The organism is Alicyclobacillus macrosporangiidus CPP55 (genome assembly GCF_000702485.1).
Taxonomy (GTDB): Bacteria; Bacillota; Bacilli; order Alicyclobacillales; family Alicyclobacillaceae; genus Alicyclobacillus_H; species Alicyclobacillus_H macrosporangiidus_B.
In genome coordinates this window covers 1,319,598-1,336,528 of the sequence record NZ_JNIL01000001.1, presented here as the reverse complement: position 1 = coordinate 1,336,528, position 16,931 = coordinate 1,319,598, and the positions used below count along the sequence as shown (strand labels likewise).

Sequence of the window (16,931 nt, the reverse complement as noted above, 5' to 3'; positions counted from 1 at the left end):
CGAACCAGGTATCTGAAGATTGGGATGGGCCTGTTATAATGGGGACAGACGACGCCCAGGGGCGCCGTCGGACGGCCAGGAGGAGGGAGTGGCGTTTTGGAAGCGACGACACAAGAGCATACGCCTGTCCGCTGGACGGGCCCGTCGACGTTCATCGACGGGCGCTGGCGGGAAGGCGGGGAGACGGTGGTGTACGACAAGTACACCGGCGAGGCGCTGGGGGCCATCCGGGAGGCGACCGCGGCCGAGGTCGACCTGGCCGTGGCGGCGGCGGAGCGGTCGTTTCGCCAGCATCAACTGTCGCCATTCGAACGCTACGAGATCTTGCACCGTTTCAGCGAGTGGGTGAAGGCCCGCGAGGCGGAGATCATCCGGCTGCTCATCGCGGAGGTCGGCAAGACGTACCAGGACACGAAAATCGAGGTGACGCGCGCCTACCAGGCCTGCCTGCTGAGCGCCGAGGAGGCGAAGCGCATCGGCGGCGAGGTCCTGCCCGTGTCGTCCATCCCGGGCGCGGAGGGCAAGATGGGCTTCGCGATGCGCGTCCCGAAGGGCGTCATCGGGGCCATCACGCCGTTCAACTATCCGTTTTTGCTGGCGATGCACAAAATTGCTCCGGCCATTGCCGCGGGCAACACCATCGTCATCAAGCCGGCGCCGAACACGCCGTTCAGCACGGCCCTGCTCGTCGAGGGGTTGCAGGCCTGCGGGCTGCCACAGGACCACGTCCAGCTCGTCCAGGGCGGAGCGGAGACAGGCAACGCCCTGCTGCACCATCCCGGCATCCGGATGTACACCTTCACCGGCAGCGCCGCTGTGGGCGAGCGGGTGAAGACGGAGACCGGGCTGCGGCCGGTGTTGCTGGAACTCGGCAACACCTCGCCGAACATCGTCTGTGCAGACGCGGATCTCGACCGGGCCGCCTTGTTGTGCGGACAGCGCGCCTTCACGGCGGCGGGGCAGGCGTGCATCTCGGTGCAGCGGATCCTCGTCGAGCGGGCCTGTTGGGATGAATTTGTGCCACGGTTGCTCCAGGTCGTGGAACAACTCAAGGTGGGCGACCCGCGCGATCCGGAGACAAACGTCGGCCCGATGATCAGCGAGCGCGAGGCCATGCGCGCCATGGCCTGGATCGACGAGGCCGTCCAGGCTGGAGCCCGGGTGCTGTGCGGACACCGGCGGGAAGGGGCGTTTGTCTATCCCACCCTGCTGACGGACGTGGACCCTCGTCTTCGCGTGTACTGCCAGGAGGTGTTCGCCCCGGTGGCGGTGTTGGTCCCCTTCGACACGCTCGACGAGGCCATCGCCCTGGCCAACGGGACGCCGTACGGGCTGCACGCCGCCATCTTCACCCGGTCGCTGGAGAAGGCCATGAAGGCGTGGCGGGAGCTGGAGTTCGGCGGCGTGATCGTCAACGACACGTCCACCTTCCGGTCCGATCTGGCTCCGTACGGCGGCGTCAAGGCGAGCGGCCTCGGCAAGGAGGGGCCGCGCTACGCCATCGAGGAGATGACCGACCTGCGCGTCATGATTGTGGACCTGACTTGATTCGGCCGGGCGGAGATGATATGCTTACACAGGAAGGAGCGAGCCGCATGCGTTTGAAGGACAAAGTGGCCATCATCACGGGAGCCGCATCGGGCATCGGCAAGGGGACGGCGGAGCTGTTCGCACAGGAGGGCGCCGCCGTGGTGGTGGCCGACCTGCCGACCTCGCGCGGCGAGGAGGTGGCGGCGGCCATCCGGGCGGCGGGCGGCCGGGCGGAGTTCGCACCGGTCGACATGACAGACGCCGCGCAGGTCCAGGCGATGGTCGACGGCGTGGCGGCGCGGTACGGGCGGATCGACGTGATGTACAACAACGCCGGCCTGCCCCAGGCGTTCACGCCGATTGAAGAGGTGACCGACGAGTACTTCGAGCGCCTGATGGCCGTCAACGTCAAGGGCGTGTTCCTCGGTTCGCGCGCGGTGGTCCCGCACATGAAGCGGCAGGGCGGGGGCGTCATCCTGACGACCGCCTCCACGGCGGGCGTGCGGCCGCGGCCGGGGCTGAACGTGTACTCAGCGACGAAGGGGGCGGTCATCGCGTTCACCAAGGCGCTGGCGCTGGAGCTCGCTCCGTTTCAAATCCGGGTCAACGCCATCAATCCGGTGGCGACGGACACCCCGATGCTGCCCGGGTTCATCGGTGGCGGCGATCCGGAGACGGGCCGCCAGAACTTCCTGAAGACCATCCCTCTCGGCCGCTTGGCGCAGCCGCTGGACATCCGCGCCGCGCTCTTCTTGGCGTCCGAAGAGGCGTCGCTCATCACCGGGGTCGACCTGGAGGTGGACGGAGGCCGCTGCGTATGAACCACGCGGGCAATCCGCTGATCCGGGTCGATCGCGTCTCGTTCTCGTACCGGGTGCGCGAGGGGAAGTCCATCCCCGTGCTGCACGAGGTGTCCTTCGAGGTCCATGCGGGGGAGCACGTGGCCGTCATCGGCCACAACGGATCGGGGAAATCGACCCTCGCCAAGCACCTCAACGGCCTGCTCGTCCCGGACTCGGGGGACGTCTTCGTGGATGGCATGAACACCCGGGACAAACGGCTGTTGCGGGAGATCCGAAAGCGGGTCGGGATGGTCTTTCAGCATCCGGACAATCAGATGTTGGCCACCATCGTCGAGGACGACGTGGCGTTCGGGCTGGAGAACCTCGGGGTGCCGGAGGAGGAGATGCACCGGCGCGTGGATGAGGCGCTGCGGATGGTGGGCATGGAGGCGTACCGCCACCGTCCGCCGCATCAACTCTCCGGCGGGCAGAAACAGCGGGTGGCCATCGCCGGCATCCTCGCCATGCGGCCGCGCTGCATCGTGCTCGACGAGGCGACGAGCATGCTCGACAGCTACGGCCGCCAAGAGCTGATGGAGGTCATCCAGCGGCTGCACGGAGAGGGGATCGCCATCGTCTCCATCACGCACCACATGCAGGAGGTGGCCTTGGCCGACCGCGTCCTGGTGATGGAGGCGGGCCGGGTGGTGATCGAGGGGACGCCGCGGGAGGTGTTCCGCCAGCGGGATCGACTGTTGGAACTGCAGCTGGACGTGCCGGGCGCCGCCCGCGTCGCGGCCCTGGTGCATGAGGCGCGGCCGGAGTTCCGGGAGGATCGGATTTTGGCGTCGGAAGTGGTGGAGGAAGTGCAGCGGCTGGCGCCGCGAAGGGGGTGATGCGGTGGCGACGCCACTGTTGACGGTGGAGGGCCTGCAGCACGTGTACATGCGCGGCACGCCGCTCGAGCACCGGGCGCTCGCCGGGGTCGACCTGGAGGTCGCCGAAGGGGAGTGCGTGGCCATCATCGGGCGGACCGGATCGGGCAAATCCACTCTGATTCAGCACTTCAACGGTCTGCTGCGCCCTCAGGCCGGGCGCGTGGTGGTCGCCGGCCAGGACCTGTCTGATCCCAAGCTGGACGTGCGGGCGCTCCGGCGCATGGTGGGGTTGGTGTTTCAAAATCCGGAAGATCAGATCTTCGAGAAGCTGGTCGGGGACGACATCGCCTATGGACCGCTGAAGCAGGGCCTGTCCATCCAGGAGGTGACACGGCGGGCCCGGTGGGCGATGGAGATGGTGGGACTGCCCTTCGCCGAATTCAAGGACCGCGAGACCTTCGCCTTGAGCGGCGGCGAGAAGCGCAAGGTGGCCCTGGCGGGGATCCTGGTGCTGCAGCCGAAGATCCTGGTGCTCGACGAGCCGACGGCCGGGCTCGATCCGCGCTCCCGGCACGACCTGCTCACCCGCATCCGGCATCTGAACCGGCAAGAGGGGCTGACGGTGGTGTTCGTCTCCCACAACATGGACGAGGTGGCGCTCCTGGCGGACCGGGTGTACGTGATGGCCGACGGGCGGGTGGTGCTGTCCGGGCCGCCACGTGACATCTTCGCGGACGCCGATCGCCTGGCGGAGCACCGCATCGGCACCCCCGAGACGGTGGAGATCCTGCACCGCCTGCGGGCGCTCGGGTACGCGGTGGACACGCGGGCGTTCGAGCCGGAGGCTGCGGCGCGGGAAATCCTCGGCGTGGTCGGGGCGAAGAGGGGGGAGACCGTTGGCGGAGTTTGAGTTGACCCGCAACATCACCATCGGCCAGTACCTGCCCACCGGATCCATCGTTCACCGGTTCGATCCGCGCCTGAAGCTGGTGGCGTTCGCCGCCCTGGTGCTGTCCATCTGCTTTCTCGGCGGCTACCTGGCGAACGTGGTGGCGCTCGTCTTCTGCACGGCCCTCTTTCCGGTGGCGCGCATCCCGCTGCGCTACGGGCTGTCGGGCGTCAAGCCCGCCATCCCGTTCATCATCGTGCTGGCGGTGTTGCAGCTGCTGTTTTACGGCGGGGGGTTCGGCACAGGCGGGCGGGTGTACCTGCACTGGGGTTCATCTGGGTGACCAGCGACAGCGTGCGGCTGGTGGTGATCTCGGCGATGCGGTTCGTCGAGGTGATCTTCCTGTCGTCCGTCCTGACGCTGTCCACCTCCATCACGGAGCTGACCCACGGGCTCGAACTGCTGCTGATGCCGCTGCGGCGCGTCCGCTTCCCGGTGCACGCCTTCGCCCTGATGATCACCATCGCGGTGCGGTTCGTGCCCACCTTCGCGCTGGAAATGGAAAAGATGATGAAGGCGCAGGCATCGCGCGGCGCGGAGTTCGGGACGGGGCAGTGGTGGCGCATCGTGCAGCGGACAAAGGACACGTTTCCCATCATCATCCCGCTGTTCAACATCGCTCTGGCGCGGGCGGAGGATCTGGTGCTGGCCATGGAGTCGCGCTGCTACACGCCGACGGACGACCGCACCTCCTTCAAACGCTACCGCGCGAAGCCGCGCGACTGGGCGATGCTCGCGATGAGTCTGGCGATCTCGGCCTTGTTTCTGTGGATTCGCTGACGGCTTGGCGCGGCCTGTGCAGTTCATCCGTCACGGCGGCGGCCGCATTGAACCGGCCATCGCCAACCCAAGGAGGGGTTGCCTTTGGAAAAAGGGATCACGGTGAGAAAAGTCGTCATCTCCGGCGTCTTGGGCGCCATCGCCATCCTGCTCGGCGTGACGCGCCTCGGGTACATCCCCGTTCCGACCGCGGCGGGGAACGCGACCATCATGCACATTCCCGCGGTCATCGGCGGCATCATGGAGGGCTGGCCGGTCGGGATGGCCATCGGCCTGATCTTCGGTTTATCCTCGTTTCTCAACGCCACATCGGTCTTGTTCAAGGACCCGCTGGTCGCCATCCTGCCGCGTCTGTTCATCGGCGTCACGGCGTATTTCACCTACAGGGCGCTGAAGCGGGCCAACCCGTACCTGGCCATCGGTGTCGCCGGATTCGTGGGATCGGCGACGAACACCATCCTCGTGCTCCTCATGGCGGTGCTGCGCCACTACCTGGCGTTCGGTGCCGCGGTGACGGTGGCCGTCGTCAACGGGTTGCCGGAAGCCATCGTGTCGGTGATCGTGACGCTCGCGGTCGTCGGGGCCTGGATGCGCCTGGGCAGCGGGCGGAAATCGAAGCTGTCGGACGACGACGCGGACAAGACAGGGGAGCGCGTGTGACATGGGGGCGGGCAGCACACCGCAAGGGGCGGCCCGCCCCTTTGGCATCGGGGCGGTGCCACGGCTCGCCGTCGGCCACGCGCATCACCCGCACGCCCTGACCGGCTGCACGGTCGTGCTCGTCCCCCAGGGGGCCGTGTGCGGCGTCGACGTCCGCGGGGCCGCCCCCGGCACCCGGGAGACGGATCTCCTCGCGCCGCACAACCTGGTCCAGGCGGTGCACGCGGTGGTGCTCTCCGGGGGCAGCGCGTTCGGGCTCGAAGCGGCGAGCGGCGTGATGCGGTTTCTCGAGGAGCGGGGCGTGGGCCTCGATGTGGGGGTCGGCGTCGTACCGATTGTCCCGGCCGCGGTCCTGTTCGATCTCGCCGTCGGCGACGGCCGCGTGCGCCCGGACGCGGCCGCGGGCCGGCTGGCTGCGGAGACCGCGTGGCGGGCCTGGGCAGGCGAGGATGCGCGGGACGGCGCGCCTACGCAGGCGGGCGATGTCCCCCGGCCGGAAGAGGGGGCCCGGCCGCAGGTGGCCGAGGAGGCTGCGCGGGGGGCCCAGGCGGCCGGATGGGAGACGGCCGGGGCGGGCGCCGAGGGCAACGTCGGCGCCGGCTGCGGTGCGACCGTCGGTAAGCTGGCCGGCCCTGGCCGAGCCGTGAAGAGTGGGCTCGGGACGGCGGCGCGAACGCTGCCAGATGGCACCGTGGTCGGTGCACTGGTGGCGGTCAACGCCGTCGGCGAGGTGCGCGATCCGGCGACCGGCGCGGTCCTCGCCGGCCCGCGGGCGGATGGCGGCGGATACTTCGACAGTGTGGATCTCCTGGTCCGCCAGGTGCACACGCCGCTCACCCCGGGGACGAGCACCACCATCGCGGTGGTGGCCGCCGACGTTCGCCTGACCAAGGCGCAGGCCCAGAAGGTCGCGCAGATGGCACACGACGGGCTGGCGCGCACCATTCGCCCGGTTCACACAATGTACGACGGGGATACGGTGTTCGCCTTGGCCACAGGTAGCGCAGAGGTGCCGGTCGACGTCGTCGGGGCCGTGGCCGCCGAGGTGTTGGCGGAGGCGGTCGTCCGCGCGGTTCGGGCGGCGCGGCCAGCGGGCGGGTTGCCAGCCTGCACAATCGTGTGATAGTCACACACCGGTGCGCGTCCGTAAGTGTGGATTCCGGATTGTTCAACTGAAGAAGAGCAGGAGGTGCGACGGTGTCGGCGGACGACGTGACCCGGTATGTGGACGAGGCGGAAGTGGTATCGCTGACCCAGGCGCTGGTGCGGATCCCGAGCGTGTACGACCCAGCGCGCGAGGGGGCGAATGAACAGCGGGTGGCGGCCTATGTGGCGGATGTCATGCGCCAGATGGGGTTGTCCGTGCACGTCGAGGAGGTGGTGCCGGGCAGGCCGAACGTGATCGCGGTGTACGACTCGGGGCGGCCCGGCAGGACCCTGTTGTTCGAGGGGCACACCGACGTGGTGACGGCAGGCGACGTGTCGCGCTGGAGCTACGATCCGTTCGGCGGCGCGCTGGTGGACGGCCGGATCTACGGCCGCGGGGCGTGCGACACCAAAGGCAACCTGGCGGCCGCCATCTGCGCGGTCCGGGCCATCCAGCGCAGCGGCCGTCCGTTCGCGGGAAAGGTGCTCCTGTGCATCCCGTGCGACGAAGAGGGGCTGATGATCGGCATCAAGGACTTCATCCGGCGCGGCTGGGCCCGGGGTGTCGACGGTGCCATCATCTGCGAGCCGGAGGAGAACCAGATTTGCATCACCCAGAAGGGGGCGATGCGCGTCATCTTGCGGACGCACGGGCGAATGGCGCACGGGGCGATGCCGCTGACGGGGGTGAACCCGAACACGCGCATGGCCCGCATCCTGGTGGCCCTCGACGAACTGGAGCAACTGGAGAAGGCCCGACTCGGCGAACACCCGATGCTCGGCTGGCCGAGCATCACGCCCACTATCCTCCAGGCGCCGGTGCGCGGGGAGGCCCAGATCAACGTGGTGCCCGACCAGTGCCTGGCGACCCTCGATATCCGCACGGTGCCGGGGCAGGATCACGCGGTGCTGCGCCGGCAGATGGAGGATATCTTGGCGCGCCTCGGCCGTGGCGATCCGGACTTCCGCGCGGAGCTTGAGGTGATCGAGGAGCGGCCCTGGACCGAGACGGACCCCGGCCATCCGGTGGTGCAGGCGGTGGCCGAGTCGTACCGGGCGGTGACCGGGCGCGAGCCGGTGTACAACGGGGTCCCGGGCGCGACGGATGGCACCTTCCTGCACCTGGCGGGCGTTCCGATTGTCACCACGGGGGCCGGGAACCGGCACATCCCGCACCACGTGGACGAATACGTCGACGTCGGCGAGCTGGTGGAGACGACGCGCATCTACGCGCGGGCAGCGATGGTATTTTTGAATGCGTGACGGATCACGGCAATTTGGGGAGATGGCCGCATGACGGTGTTGGTGACGGGCGGGGCCGGATACATCGGGATGCACACGGTGGCGGAGCTGGTGGCTCACGGCGAGCCGGTGGTGGTGGTGGACGACCTGTCCACGGGGCATTGGCCGCCGGGCCTCTTCGACGTGCCGTTTTATCAGCTGGACATCCAGGACGCGGAAGCGGTCGGGGTGGTGATGGCCCGGCACGGGGTGGACGCCGTCGTCCATTTCGCCGCCAAGTCCCTGGTGGGCGAGAGCGTCCAGGACCCGCTGCTGTACTATGAGCGCAATGTGGCGGCCACCGCGCAGCTGCTCAGGGCCATGGTCCGGCAGGGGGTCAGGCGGATGGTCTTCTCTTCGACCGCGGCCGTCTACGGGCATCCGGATCGGGTGCCCATCCGGGAGGACGACGCAAAGCAGCCCGTCAATCCGTACGGCGAGACCAAGCTCGCGATTGAGCGAATGCTCCACTGGTGTGGCGCTGCGTACGGGCTCTCTTCCATCTCGCTGCGCTACTTCAACGCGGCCGGGGCCCATCCCGAGCGGCCCATCGGCGAGGACCACCGGCCCGAGACGCATCTCATCCCCATCGTGCTGCAGGTGGCGCTGGGCCAGCGCGACACAGTGACCATTTTCGGCAGCGATTACGACACGCCGGACGGCACCTGCGTACGGGATTACATCCACGTGATGGACCTGGCCAGCGCTCACCGCCTGGCCCTGGAACGGCTGCGCCGCGGCGAGGCGGGCGTGGAGGCTTACAACCTTGGCACCGGGTCCGGGCACTCGGTGCTGGAGGTGGTGCGGATTGCAAGAGCGGTCACAGGCCATCCCATCCCCGTTGTGCACGGGCCGCGCCGAGCGGGTGATCCCGCGGTCCTGGTGGCCTCTCCGGCTCGGGCCGAGGCGATCCTGGGCTGGCGGCCGCGGTACACCGGAATGGAAGCCATGGTAGAGACCGCCTGGCGTTGGCACAAAAGCCATCCCGAAGGGTTCGGGGCGGCCGGCGGACCGTGATGGCATGCGGCGAAACGCGGGCGAAGCCGGGTTTCGCGCGGACAGGCCATAAGAAAATTTTCATGTCATGTAAGAAATCTTGACAGAATTCGTTGACCGGCCGCCATCCACCTCAATATAGTAAGTCTATACGAAGGCGCGCGGCCGACCCGCACTGCCGGCCCGGCCAACACCCTGCAAACGAGGTGGAGAGGAATGGCAGCGAACTCCGCGTTGACGGTGGCCCATGGGGCGCTGGAAGCGGCACAGAAAATCCTCGATCTGATCCAGGAAAAAGGCATTGAGATGGTGGACTTCCGCATCGTGGATGTGCCCGGGCGGCAGCATCACGTCACCGTCCCCGCGTGCGAGGTCGACGTGGATCAGCTCATTCACGGCATCGCGTTCGACGGATCGAGCATTCAGGGGTTCCGCGGCATCGAGGAGAGCGACATGGTCATGCGCCCGGTGCTCACCAGCGCGTATGTCGATCCGTTCATGGAGGCGCCGACGCTCGGCCTCAATTGCACCGTCTACGAGCCGGACGGCACCCGCTACGAGCGCGATCCCCGCTACATCGCGGAGAAGGCGGAGCAGTACCTGGCGGCGACGGGGATTGCAGATAAGGCTTTTTTCGGCCCTGAGCTGGAGTTTTTCCTCCTCGACGACGTCCGGTTTGACTCCAGCGCCAACGGGGCGTTCTACGCGGTGGACTCGGAGGAGGCCGTGTGGAACACCGGCAAGGGCGACGGCCCCAACCTGGCGTACAAGGTGAAGAACAAGAGCGGCTACTTCCCGTTGCCCCCGACCGACACGCAGCAGGATATCCGCACCGCGATGGTCAAAGAGCTGATGGCGGCGGGTATCCGCGTGGAGCGGCACCACCACGAGGTGGCGACGGCCGGCCAGGCGGAGATCAATTTCCGATTCGACACGCTGACCAAGACGGCGGACCACACGATGCTGTACAAGTACATCGTGCGCAACGTGGCGCGGCGTTACGGGAAAGTCGCCACGTTCATGCCCAAGCCCATCTTCGGGGACAACGGCTCCGGTATGCACGTGCACCAGAGCTTGTTCAAGGGCGACACCCCCATCTTCTACGAAGAGGGCGGCTACGGGAACCTGAGCGAGACAGCGCTGTACTACATCGGCGGTATCCTGAAGCATGCCCCGGCGGTGCTGGCGTTCTCCAACCCGAGCACCAATTCGTACAAGCGTCTGGTGCCGGGCTACGAGGCCCCGGTGAACCTGGTGTTCTCCAAGGGCAACCGCAGCGCGGCCATCCGCGTGCCGGTGGCGGCGGTGACGCCGAAGAGCTGCCGCATCGAGTTTCGCACGCCGGATGGGACGTCCAACCCGTATCTCGCCTTCGCGGCCATGCTGATGGCGGGCATCGACGGCATCCGCAACCGCATTGACCCGCGCGAGCACGGCTTCGGCCCCATCGATAAGAACATCTACGAGTTGGACGCCGCCGAGAAGGCGCGTATCCAGAGCGTGCCGGGCTCCTTCGAGGAGAGCCTGCAGGCCCTCGAGGCGGACCACGAGTTCCTGCTGGAGGGCGGGGTGTTCACGTCCGACTTCATTCAGGCGTGGATTGACTTGAAGCGCTCGTCTGAGATCGCGCCGGTGAACGTGCGCCCGCATCCGTACGAATTCCACCTGTACCTCGACCTGTGATCCCCCGCGGGGAACAGACGACAAACGGGGCCTCTGTGGCCCCGTTTGTCGCATCCCGGCCCAGGGGGCCGACGGGCGAAGGAAAAGACGTCCCTCGGAACTGTTGTCGGGCGTCCGGCGTTCCGGCGCGCCAGGAATCAGTCCTCTTCTCCTTCCTCCTCGTCCTCGGCCTCTCCCGCCTTGTTCCGATCTTGATCCGAACCCTCTTCGTGGCTGCCCATCCGGTCTTTCCCGGACGCGCGGTCCGTGTGATCCATCCCGCGGGAACGGTCCATCTCTCCGATGGTCGGCAGGGCCCGAGCGGCTTTTGCGCTCGCGGTTGGCCGCGGCATGTCGCCCAGGGCCACGCCGTGCGGGTGGGGCTGGCTGTGGCCGCCGTGGTGAAAACCTCCGAACCATGCGGCGCTGCTCAGTGCGGTGACGCTGAGCGCAGCCACCCTCCAGATGTGTCGGCGATTCACGGATGCATCCTCCTCCTGTGGGCGAATGGCGCACGCCGGTATCCAGCCGGCATACGGGTCGTCCATAATTTTCCTCGCCCTCGTTCGGATTATGCACCCGACCCTGTGATGGGGCGGCCGAGGGCCACCGCGTCCGCTTCGGCGCCCACCTCGAGGCGGGACGCCGAGCGGCAGGCGAGGATGCATCCCCCGGTCAGCGCCCGTACAGGTACGACAAAATGGCGGGCAGGCTCGTGATGAGGAGCAGAGCGATAATCAGGAGCCAAGCTCCGGGATGGGCGAAGTTGAGCGTCCAGCCGATCCCGAAGCGCTTGGGCACTAACAGCGCTGGATCGTCCCGATTGAAGTACAGCACGCCCACTTTCCAGAAACGGTCATCGTCCCGATGCACGACGCGCCGCGTGCCGGGGGCGCCGGCACCTTGGAATGGGCCCTTCGGAACCGCCGCCGCAGTAACGGAACTGGCGGATCGGCGCGCAGTCTTTGCGAGGACGATCACCCACGGGGCGATGGCACCCGTCACGATGGTCAGCGGGATGACCCACATCGGCCATCCGGTGGCAGGCCCCAGCAGGCCCCACAGCAACAGGGCGGCGAGGCCGAGGCCCACCTGCACAAACGCGCATGAGCACCAGGTGGCGAGAATCCAGCGCCGTCGCTGGAGGGTCTGCAGGTGCAGGGAGGCTTGAGGGGCCTCCGGATCGACATCCGTACGGCCAGCTCGGCTGGCGATGTGGACCAGCAGGCACAGGGCGAGCAGAACCAGGCCCGGGATCAGAATCCCGAAGGCGGATGAGATGCTCTTGTCGGCCCACTGCGTCGGCGTCCCGTCAGCCGAAAAGTGGATAGGGAAGCGGGCCGGTAGGGCGGGATAGCGCCAGACACCGGCCGCAACGACGGCCAAGAACACGAGCAGGGCGGGGGCCCCCACCACAGAGACGGCAGGCGCCTCGGTTGGGTGTCGGCGGCGACGACCTGCGTCGCGCCGGCGAACCAATCCTCCGCCTCCTTGACCTGCCGGATCTGGCGGTGTGCGGCGTAGTAGTTCAAGTAGCACACGGCGGCGGCGAGGAGCACCACCGCCTGTTCCGCGGCGAACGCCCATGCCTCGGGGAGGCGCCAGGCGGCGAGATCCATCCCCACGCAGATGACGGCCAGCAGCGCCAGACGGCGGAAGTAACGCCGAGCGGCCCGGGTCACGGCGGGATGCTTGGCGTGGGTGAGCGGAACCCGCACCCCGAAGGGCAGGGTGTCGGGCATGACGGCGGGCAAGAGCGCTTCGACGACCACGAACAGCACGATGACCAACAACTCCACGACGTGGGCGGACAGGATCACGTCGACGCACCTCCGGACAGGTCGGGATGGGCGTTTGCGGCCTGGAACGTCTCCAGGAGAGCGCTGCACTCGGCCAGGATCTCCTCTGGCGGGATGCCCTTGACGAACGCTTCGGCGAGCAGCACGCGCGCCCGCTCTCGCCACTGGTCGCGGAACTCGGGCGGCGCAGGCTCGCAGACCACGACCGCTCCCGTACGGCGGTGAAGGCGGATCATCCCCTCCTGGCGCAACAGGTCATACGCCTTGTTCACGGTGTGAAAGTGAACGCCGAAGTCGGCGGCGAGCTGGCGGATGGGGGGCAGCGGATCCCCGGGAGACAGCTGTCCGGTGGCCAGACCCGCGACGATTTGATCCCGGATCTGCTGGTACAGCGGGACGTCGCTGTCCGGTTGGAGGTAGAGCAGCATGGTGCCAGGTCACCTCCGTTTATTATATTTAATATGTAACAATCATAACAATGGAATCGGGGCTGTCAAGGGGCAGCGATGGGGAAGGCGCGGTGAAGATGAATCGGCCCCGGGGCCGGGTGGCCGCCGGGGCTCCTGTGCGGTGTGCGATCGACTCACAGCTCGGTGGTCTCGCCGGGCTTGAGGATACGTCCCTCGATCCCCGCTGCCTGAAGGAGATCGGTGAACCGGGCCGGGTCCTGCTGGATGACCGGGAAGGTGTTGTAGTGGATGGGGATGACCAACTTCGCCTTGACCCACTGGGCGGCCAGGGCGGCGTCCTCGGGGCCCATGGTGAACGTGTCGCCGATGGGCAAGAACGCCACATCGATGGCGTGCCGTTCGCCGATGAGCTTCATGTCCCCGAACAGGCCCGTGTCGCCAGCGTGGTACACGGTTTTGCCCGCGAACTCGACGATGAATCCACCCGGCATCCCGGTGTAGATGATCTTCTGCTCATCTTCGACGATGTACGATGAGGAGTGGAACGCCTGCGTCATCTTGACGCGCCCGAACGGGAACCGGTACGAGCCGCCGAGGTTCATGCCGAACGTTTTCGCGCCCTGCCAGCCCATGTAGGTGGCCAACTCGTGGGTGGCGATGATGGTCGCGTCGTTGTTCTTGGCGATGGTGACCGCGTCGGCGACGTGATCGAAATGGCCGTGCGTGAGCAGGATGTACTGGGCGCGGATATCATCGACGCTCTTGCGGAAGCCGGCCGGGGTGAGGAACGGATCGAACAGAATGGACGTGCCGCCGTCCTCCAACTGGACGCAGGAGTGGCCGTGGTAGGTGATCTTCACCGTGCATCCCTCCGATGGCGGAAAGTTTGTTCAGAATCCATTATAGGCCATCGCCCGCGCGACATAGTAGAATGGTTCTGAGAGCTTTGACCAGGACCGTGACAGCGGCAACGCGAGGGGGAAGGCGGTATGGCGGAGGTTGGAGAGCGTCTCGCCAAGCAGGACATCTACGAGCGCGACAAGCGCCACGTGTGGCATGCGTTTGCGCCTCACAGCGAACAGAATCCCTGGGTGGTGGATGCGGCGGACGGGGTGTACGTGACGGATCTCGAGGGCAGGCGGTATCTGGACGCCATGTCCGGTCTGTGGTGCGTCAACGCCGGGTATGGCCACGAGCGGCTGGCCCGGGCCGCGTACGAGCAGATGCGGCGGATGCCGTACTATCCGCTGTCGGCCGCGCACACGCCGGCGGCCCTGTTGGCAGACCGCCTGTGCCAGTGGCTCGGCGGAGACTACCGCATCTTTTTCAACAACAGCGGCTCGGAGGCGAACGAGACCGCGTTCAAGCTGGCTCGCCAGTACCACGCCCAGACGGGGCAGCCGGGCCGGTACAAGGTCATCGCCCGTTACCGGGCGTACCACGGCAGCACCCTGGGCGCCCTTGCGGCCACGGGGCAGCAGCAGCGCAAGTACCTGTATGAACCTCTGGCGCCCGGGTTCCTGCACATCCCGGCGCCGGATCTGTACCGCCGTCCCGACGGGATGGATCCCCTGGCCTACGGCAGGGCCTGCGCCGAGCAGCTGGAGCAGGTGATTGTCTGGGAGGGGCCTGAGACGGTCGCCGCGTTTATCCTGGAGCCCATCATCACGGGCGGCGGGGTCATCATGCCGCCTCCGAACTACCTGGATGAGGTGGCGGCGGTGTGCCGGCGGTACGGCGTGCTCCTGATTGTCGACGAGGTCATCTGCGGATTCGGCCGCACCGGCAAGAAATTCGGCTTCCAGCACAGCGCCGTCCAGCCGGACATCGTCACGATGGCCAAGGGCATCACCAGCGCCTACGTGCCTCTGTCCGCGACCGCCGTCCGCCAGGACCTGTACGACGCCTTTAAGGATCCCGCGGATCCGTACGGCTACTTCCGCCAGGTCAACACCTTCGGCGGGCACCCCGTGAGCTGCGCGGTCGCCCTCGAAAACCTGGCGCTGATGGAGGAGCTCGAGCTGGTCCCGCACGCCGCCCAGATGGGCGACGTCCTCGCCGGGGAGCTGGAGCGGCTGTACCGCCATCCGAACGTCGGCGACGTCCGCGTCCGAGGGCTGCTGGCGGGCGTCGAGCTGGTGCAGGATCGGGTCACCAAGGCGCCGTTGGAGGCGGAGCCGGTCAAGCGGGTGATCGCTGCGTGCAAAGCGCGCGGGCTGATTGTGGGCCGCAATGGTGACACCGTGGCCGGGTTCAACAACGTGATCACGCTGGCCCCGCCGCTGGTCGTGGAGGAGCCGGAGCTGGCGTTCATCGCGAAGACGCTCGACGAGGCATTGGAAGAGGTGCTCGGCGGCCGTTGATGGACCCGTCGAGCAACGTTGCCTTTCACATGTACGGGTAGAGAGAAAGGATGATGACGCGTGTCGACGGTCTACTTGCCGGTTCGCATCGAGTTTGCCCCAGGGCGCAGCGCCGGGGTGGGGGACGACCTGCGCGGGCTTGGCTGCAACCGGGTGCTGGTGGTCACCGACCCGGGCGTGAGGGCAGCGGGGCTCCTCGACGGCATCCTCGGGTCCCTGCGGGAAGCGGGTCTGTCGGCGGTCGTGTTCGGGGACGTCGTGCCCGATCCAGACGAGGAGTGTGCCAGCCGGGCGGCCGGCGTGTTTCGGAACGAGGGGTGCGACGGCATCCTCGCCGTCGGCGGCGGCAGCTCCATCGATACGGCGAAGGCCGCGGGGCTCTTGGCGACCAACCCCGGGCCGCTGCTCGCCTATGAGGGGGTGAATAAGGTCCCCAACCCCCTCCCGCCGCTCGCCGTCATCCCGACCACGTGCGGAACCGGGTCGGAGGTGACCAATGTCACGGTGATCACCGACGCCCATCACTACAAGACACCCATCCTGTCGCCGTATCTCATTCCGAAATTGGCGGTGCTCGATCCGGACCTGCTGCGCACCCTGCCGCCGCACCTGGTGGCCTCCACCGGCATGGACGCCCTGACGCACGCCATGGAGTCGTACACCAACCGCGTCCAGCACTGGTACGCCGATGCGTGCGCGATGCAGGCGATGCGGATGATCGCGGATGCCATCCGTCCGGCGACGGTCAACCGCGATCCGGACGCCATCGCCCGGATGCTGTACGCGAGCACCCTGGCGGGGATAGCCTTCACGCTATCGCGGCTGGGGCTCGTGCACGCCATGTCGCACCCGGTCAGCGGATTCGCGGGCGTGCCGCACGGCCTCGCCAACGCGGTCCTGCTGCCCTACGTCATGGCGTACAACATGGTCGGGAATCCGCAGGCTTATGCGGCGGTGGCCCAGGCGCTCGGCGTGCCGGATCAGGGCAGTGCCATCCGCACGGCCGAGGCGGGCGTGCGGGAGGTGATGCGGATGAACCGGGATCTCGGCATCCCCGACCGGTTCGACGGCCTCGGGGTGACGCGGGACATGTTTCCGGACATGATCCGGGACACGTTCCGCAGCGGCAACATTCCCATCAATCCGCGCCAGGTGACCGAACAGGACGTGGCGCGTCTGTATGAGGCGGCGCTGACGGGCGCGGCTCCGGTGTGAGCGGGGGAGGCGCGCCTCATGACCCCACGACTCCCGAGAACCGTCCGTCGCGGGGCGCGGAGTGGGAGACCCGTTGACGGGCTGCGCTCGGGCGTGTAGATTGGAACCATCCGAAGCCCGGGCGCACCGGGTGAACAGAATGAAAACCGAAGATCCAGATTCTCTTATCGAGAGCGGCGGAGGGACTGGCCCGATGAAGCCCGGCAACCAGAGGCGCGGCGAGGATGCGCCTCCAGGTGCCAAATCCTGCAGGAGCATGCTCCTGGGAGATGAGAGAATGGACGCACATGGCGGCCCTTCTCTCAGAGAAGGGCCTTTTTGAGTGCGCGTGGGCGTTTCGCTCCGTTCGTGCTACGCAAGACACTACGCGAAACGCCCACGCGGCTGACGAGGGTGTGGTGCACAGCGTGAAGCAGCGATGACGCGCTCACGCAACAATGAAGGGAGTGGGGTGCGGCGCGAAGCGGCTTGCAAAGCAGA

Annotated in this window: 15 protein-coding genes, 1 pseudogene and 1 riboswitch; of the genes and pseudogenes, 12 read left to right on the top strand and 4 right to left on the bottom strand. The window is 67.4% G+C overall.

Translation table 11 applies throughout. The annotated features are described in order from the left end of the window. The first annotated feature begins 96 nt into the window (after window positions 1-96). The 10 genes and pseudogenes from N687_RS0106915 (at window position 97) to glnA (ending at window position 10,685) form a co-directional block, all read left to right on the top strand. Window positions 97-1,548, top strand: a complete 1,452-nt coding sequence (locus N687_RS0106915; protein WP_051663015.1) for an aldehyde dehydrogenase family protein — start codon at window positions 97-99, stop codon at window positions 1,546-1,548. A gap of 47 nt (window positions 1,549-1,595) precedes the next feature. Beyond that, a complete protein-coding gene (locus tag N687_RS0106910) occupies window positions 1,596-2,351 on the top strand; it encodes a glucose 1-dehydrogenase (protein WP_029421160.1) in 756 nt (251 codons plus the stop codon). Further along, complete coding sequence (locus N687_RS0106905; protein ID WP_029421159.1) at window positions 2,348-3,208, top strand: energy-coupling factor transporter ATPase; 861 nt, start codon at window positions 2,348-2,350, stop codon at window positions 3,206-3,208. Before N687_RS0106910 ends, N687_RS0106905 begins: the two co-directional genes overlap by 4 nt. 4 nt (window positions 3,209-3,212) lie before the next feature. Then, on the top strand, window positions 3,213-4,100 hold the full coding sequence (locus tag N687_RS0106900; protein ID WP_029421158.1) for an energy-coupling factor transporter ATPase: 888 nt from the start codon (window positions 3,213-3,215) through the stop codon (window positions 4,098-4,100). Beyond that, window positions 4,087-4,919: pseudogene (locus N687_RS20775) on the top strand (energy-coupling factor transporter transmembrane component T family protein). Before N687_RS0106900 ends, N687_RS20775 begins: the two are co-directional and overlap by 14 nt. A gap of 84 nt (window positions 4,920-5,003) precedes the next feature. Beyond that, complete coding sequence (locus tag N687_RS0106890; protein ID WP_029421157.1) at window positions 5,004-5,579, top strand: ECF transporter S component; 576 nt, start codon at window positions 5,004-5,006, stop codon at window positions 5,577-5,579. A 1-nt stretch (window position 5,580) separates the two neighbouring features. After that, entirely contained in the window at window positions 5,581-6,702 is a 1,122-nt protein-coding gene (locus N687_RS0106885; RefSeq protein WP_051663014.1) for a P1 family peptidase, read from the top strand. A 74-nt stretch (window positions 6,703-6,776) separates the two neighbouring features. Further along, window positions 6,777-7,988: a M20 family metallopeptidase gene (locus N687_RS0106880; RefSeq protein WP_051663013.1), complete on the top strand. Its 1,212-nt coding sequence runs from the start codon at window positions 6,777-6,779 to the stop codon at window positions 7,986-7,988. A 30-nt stretch (window positions 7,989-8,018) separates the two neighbouring features. Then, window positions 8,019-9,023 carry a UDP-glucose 4-epimerase GalE gene (gene galE / locus N687_RS0106875; protein ID WP_029421154.1) on the top strand — a complete coding sequence of 335 codons (1,005 nt, stop codon included), beginning with the start codon at window positions 8,019-8,021 and terminating at the stop codon, window positions 9,021-9,023. Window positions 9,024-9,218: 195 nt separating this feature from the next. Next, on the top strand, window positions 9,219-10,685 hold the full coding sequence (gene glnA / locus N687_RS0106870; RefSeq protein ID WP_051663012.1) for a type I glutamate--ammonia ligase: 1,467 nt from the start codon (window positions 9,219-9,221) through the stop codon (window positions 10,683-10,685). A gap of 137 nt (window positions 10,686-10,822) precedes the next feature. On the opposite strand, the gene N687_RS0106865 is transcribed toward glnA, so the two are convergent. From N687_RS0106865 to N687_RS0106845, 4 genes are all read right to left on the bottom strand, one after another. After that, window positions 10,823-11,146 (bottom strand): hypothetical protein, encoded by a 324-nt coding sequence (locus N687_RS0106865; protein ID WP_035462093.1) that lies wholly within the window; start codon window positions 11,144-11,146, stop codon window positions 10,823-10,825. Window positions 11,147-11,339: 193 nt separating this feature from the next. Next, window positions 11,340-12,056, bottom strand: coding sequence for a DUF5808 domain-containing protein (locus N687_RS22930; protein ID WP_197029219.1), 717 nt, complete (start codon window positions 12,054-12,056; stop codon window positions 11,340-11,342). Between the two features lie 424 nt (window positions 12,057-12,480). After that, window positions 12,481-12,891 carry a GntR family transcriptional regulator gene (locus N687_RS0106850; protein WP_029421149.1) on the bottom strand — a complete coding sequence of 137 codons (411 nt, stop codon included), beginning with the start codon at window positions 12,889-12,891 and terminating at the stop codon, window positions 12,481-12,483. A 155-nt stretch (window positions 12,892-13,046) separates the two neighbouring features. Then, window positions 13,047-13,733, bottom strand: a complete 687-nt coding sequence (locus tag N687_RS0106845; RefSeq protein ID WP_029421148.1) for a metal-dependent hydrolase — start codon at window positions 13,731-13,733, stop codon at window positions 13,047-13,049. A 129-nt stretch (window positions 13,734-13,862) separates the two neighbouring features. On the opposite strand from N687_RS0106845, the gene N687_RS0106840 reads away from it, so the two are divergent. Both N687_RS0106840 and N687_RS0106835 read left to right on the top strand, forming a co-directional pair. Then, complete coding sequence (locus tag N687_RS0106840) at window positions 13,863-15,236, top strand: aminotransferase (RefSeq protein WP_029421147.1); 1,374 nt, start codon at window positions 13,863-13,865, stop codon at window positions 15,234-15,236. Between the two features lie 60 nt (window positions 15,237-15,296). Beyond that, window positions 15,297-16,451 (top strand): iron-containing alcohol dehydrogenase, encoded by a 1,155-nt coding sequence (locus tag N687_RS0106835; RefSeq protein ID WP_035462092.1) that lies wholly within the window; start codon window positions 15,297-15,299, stop codon window positions 16,449-16,451. A gap of 161 nt (window positions 16,452-16,612) precedes the next feature. Then, window positions 16,613-16,727: riboswitch (SAM riboswitch) on the top strand. The last annotated feature ends 204 nt before the right edge of the window (window positions 16,728-16,931 follow it).

What these genes read in the sequence shown, in the direction of transcription:
- N687_RS0106910 (WP_029421160.1), top strand. Translation starts at nt 1,596, where the DNA reads ATGCGTTTGAAGGACAAAGTGGCCATCATCACGGGAGCCGCATCGGGC.
- N687_RS0106905 (WP_029421159.1), top strand. Translation starts at nt 2,348, where the DNA reads ATGAACCACGCGGGCAATCCGCTGATCCGGGTCGATCGCGTCTCGTTC.
- N687_RS0106885 (WP_051663014.1), top strand. Translation starts at nt 5,581, where the DNA reads ATGGGGGCGGGCAGCACACCGCAAGGGGCGGCCCGCCCCTTTGGCATC.
- galE (WP_029421154.1), top strand. Translation starts at nt 8,019, where the DNA reads ATGACGGTGTTGGTGACGGGCGGGGCCGGATACATCGGGATGCACACG.
- glnA (WP_051663012.1), top strand. Translation starts at nt 9,219, where the DNA reads ATGGCAGCGAACTCCGCGTTGACGGTGGCCCATGGGGCGCTGGAAGCG.
- N687_RS0106850 (WP_029421149.1), bottom strand. Translation starts at nt 12,891, where the DNA reads ATGCTGCTCTACCTCCAACCGGACAGCGACGTCCCGCTGTACCAGCAG.
- N687_RS0106840 (WP_029421147.1), top strand. Translation starts at nt 13,863, where the DNA reads ATGGCGGAGGTTGGAGAGCGTCTCGCCAAGCAGGACATCTACGAGCGC.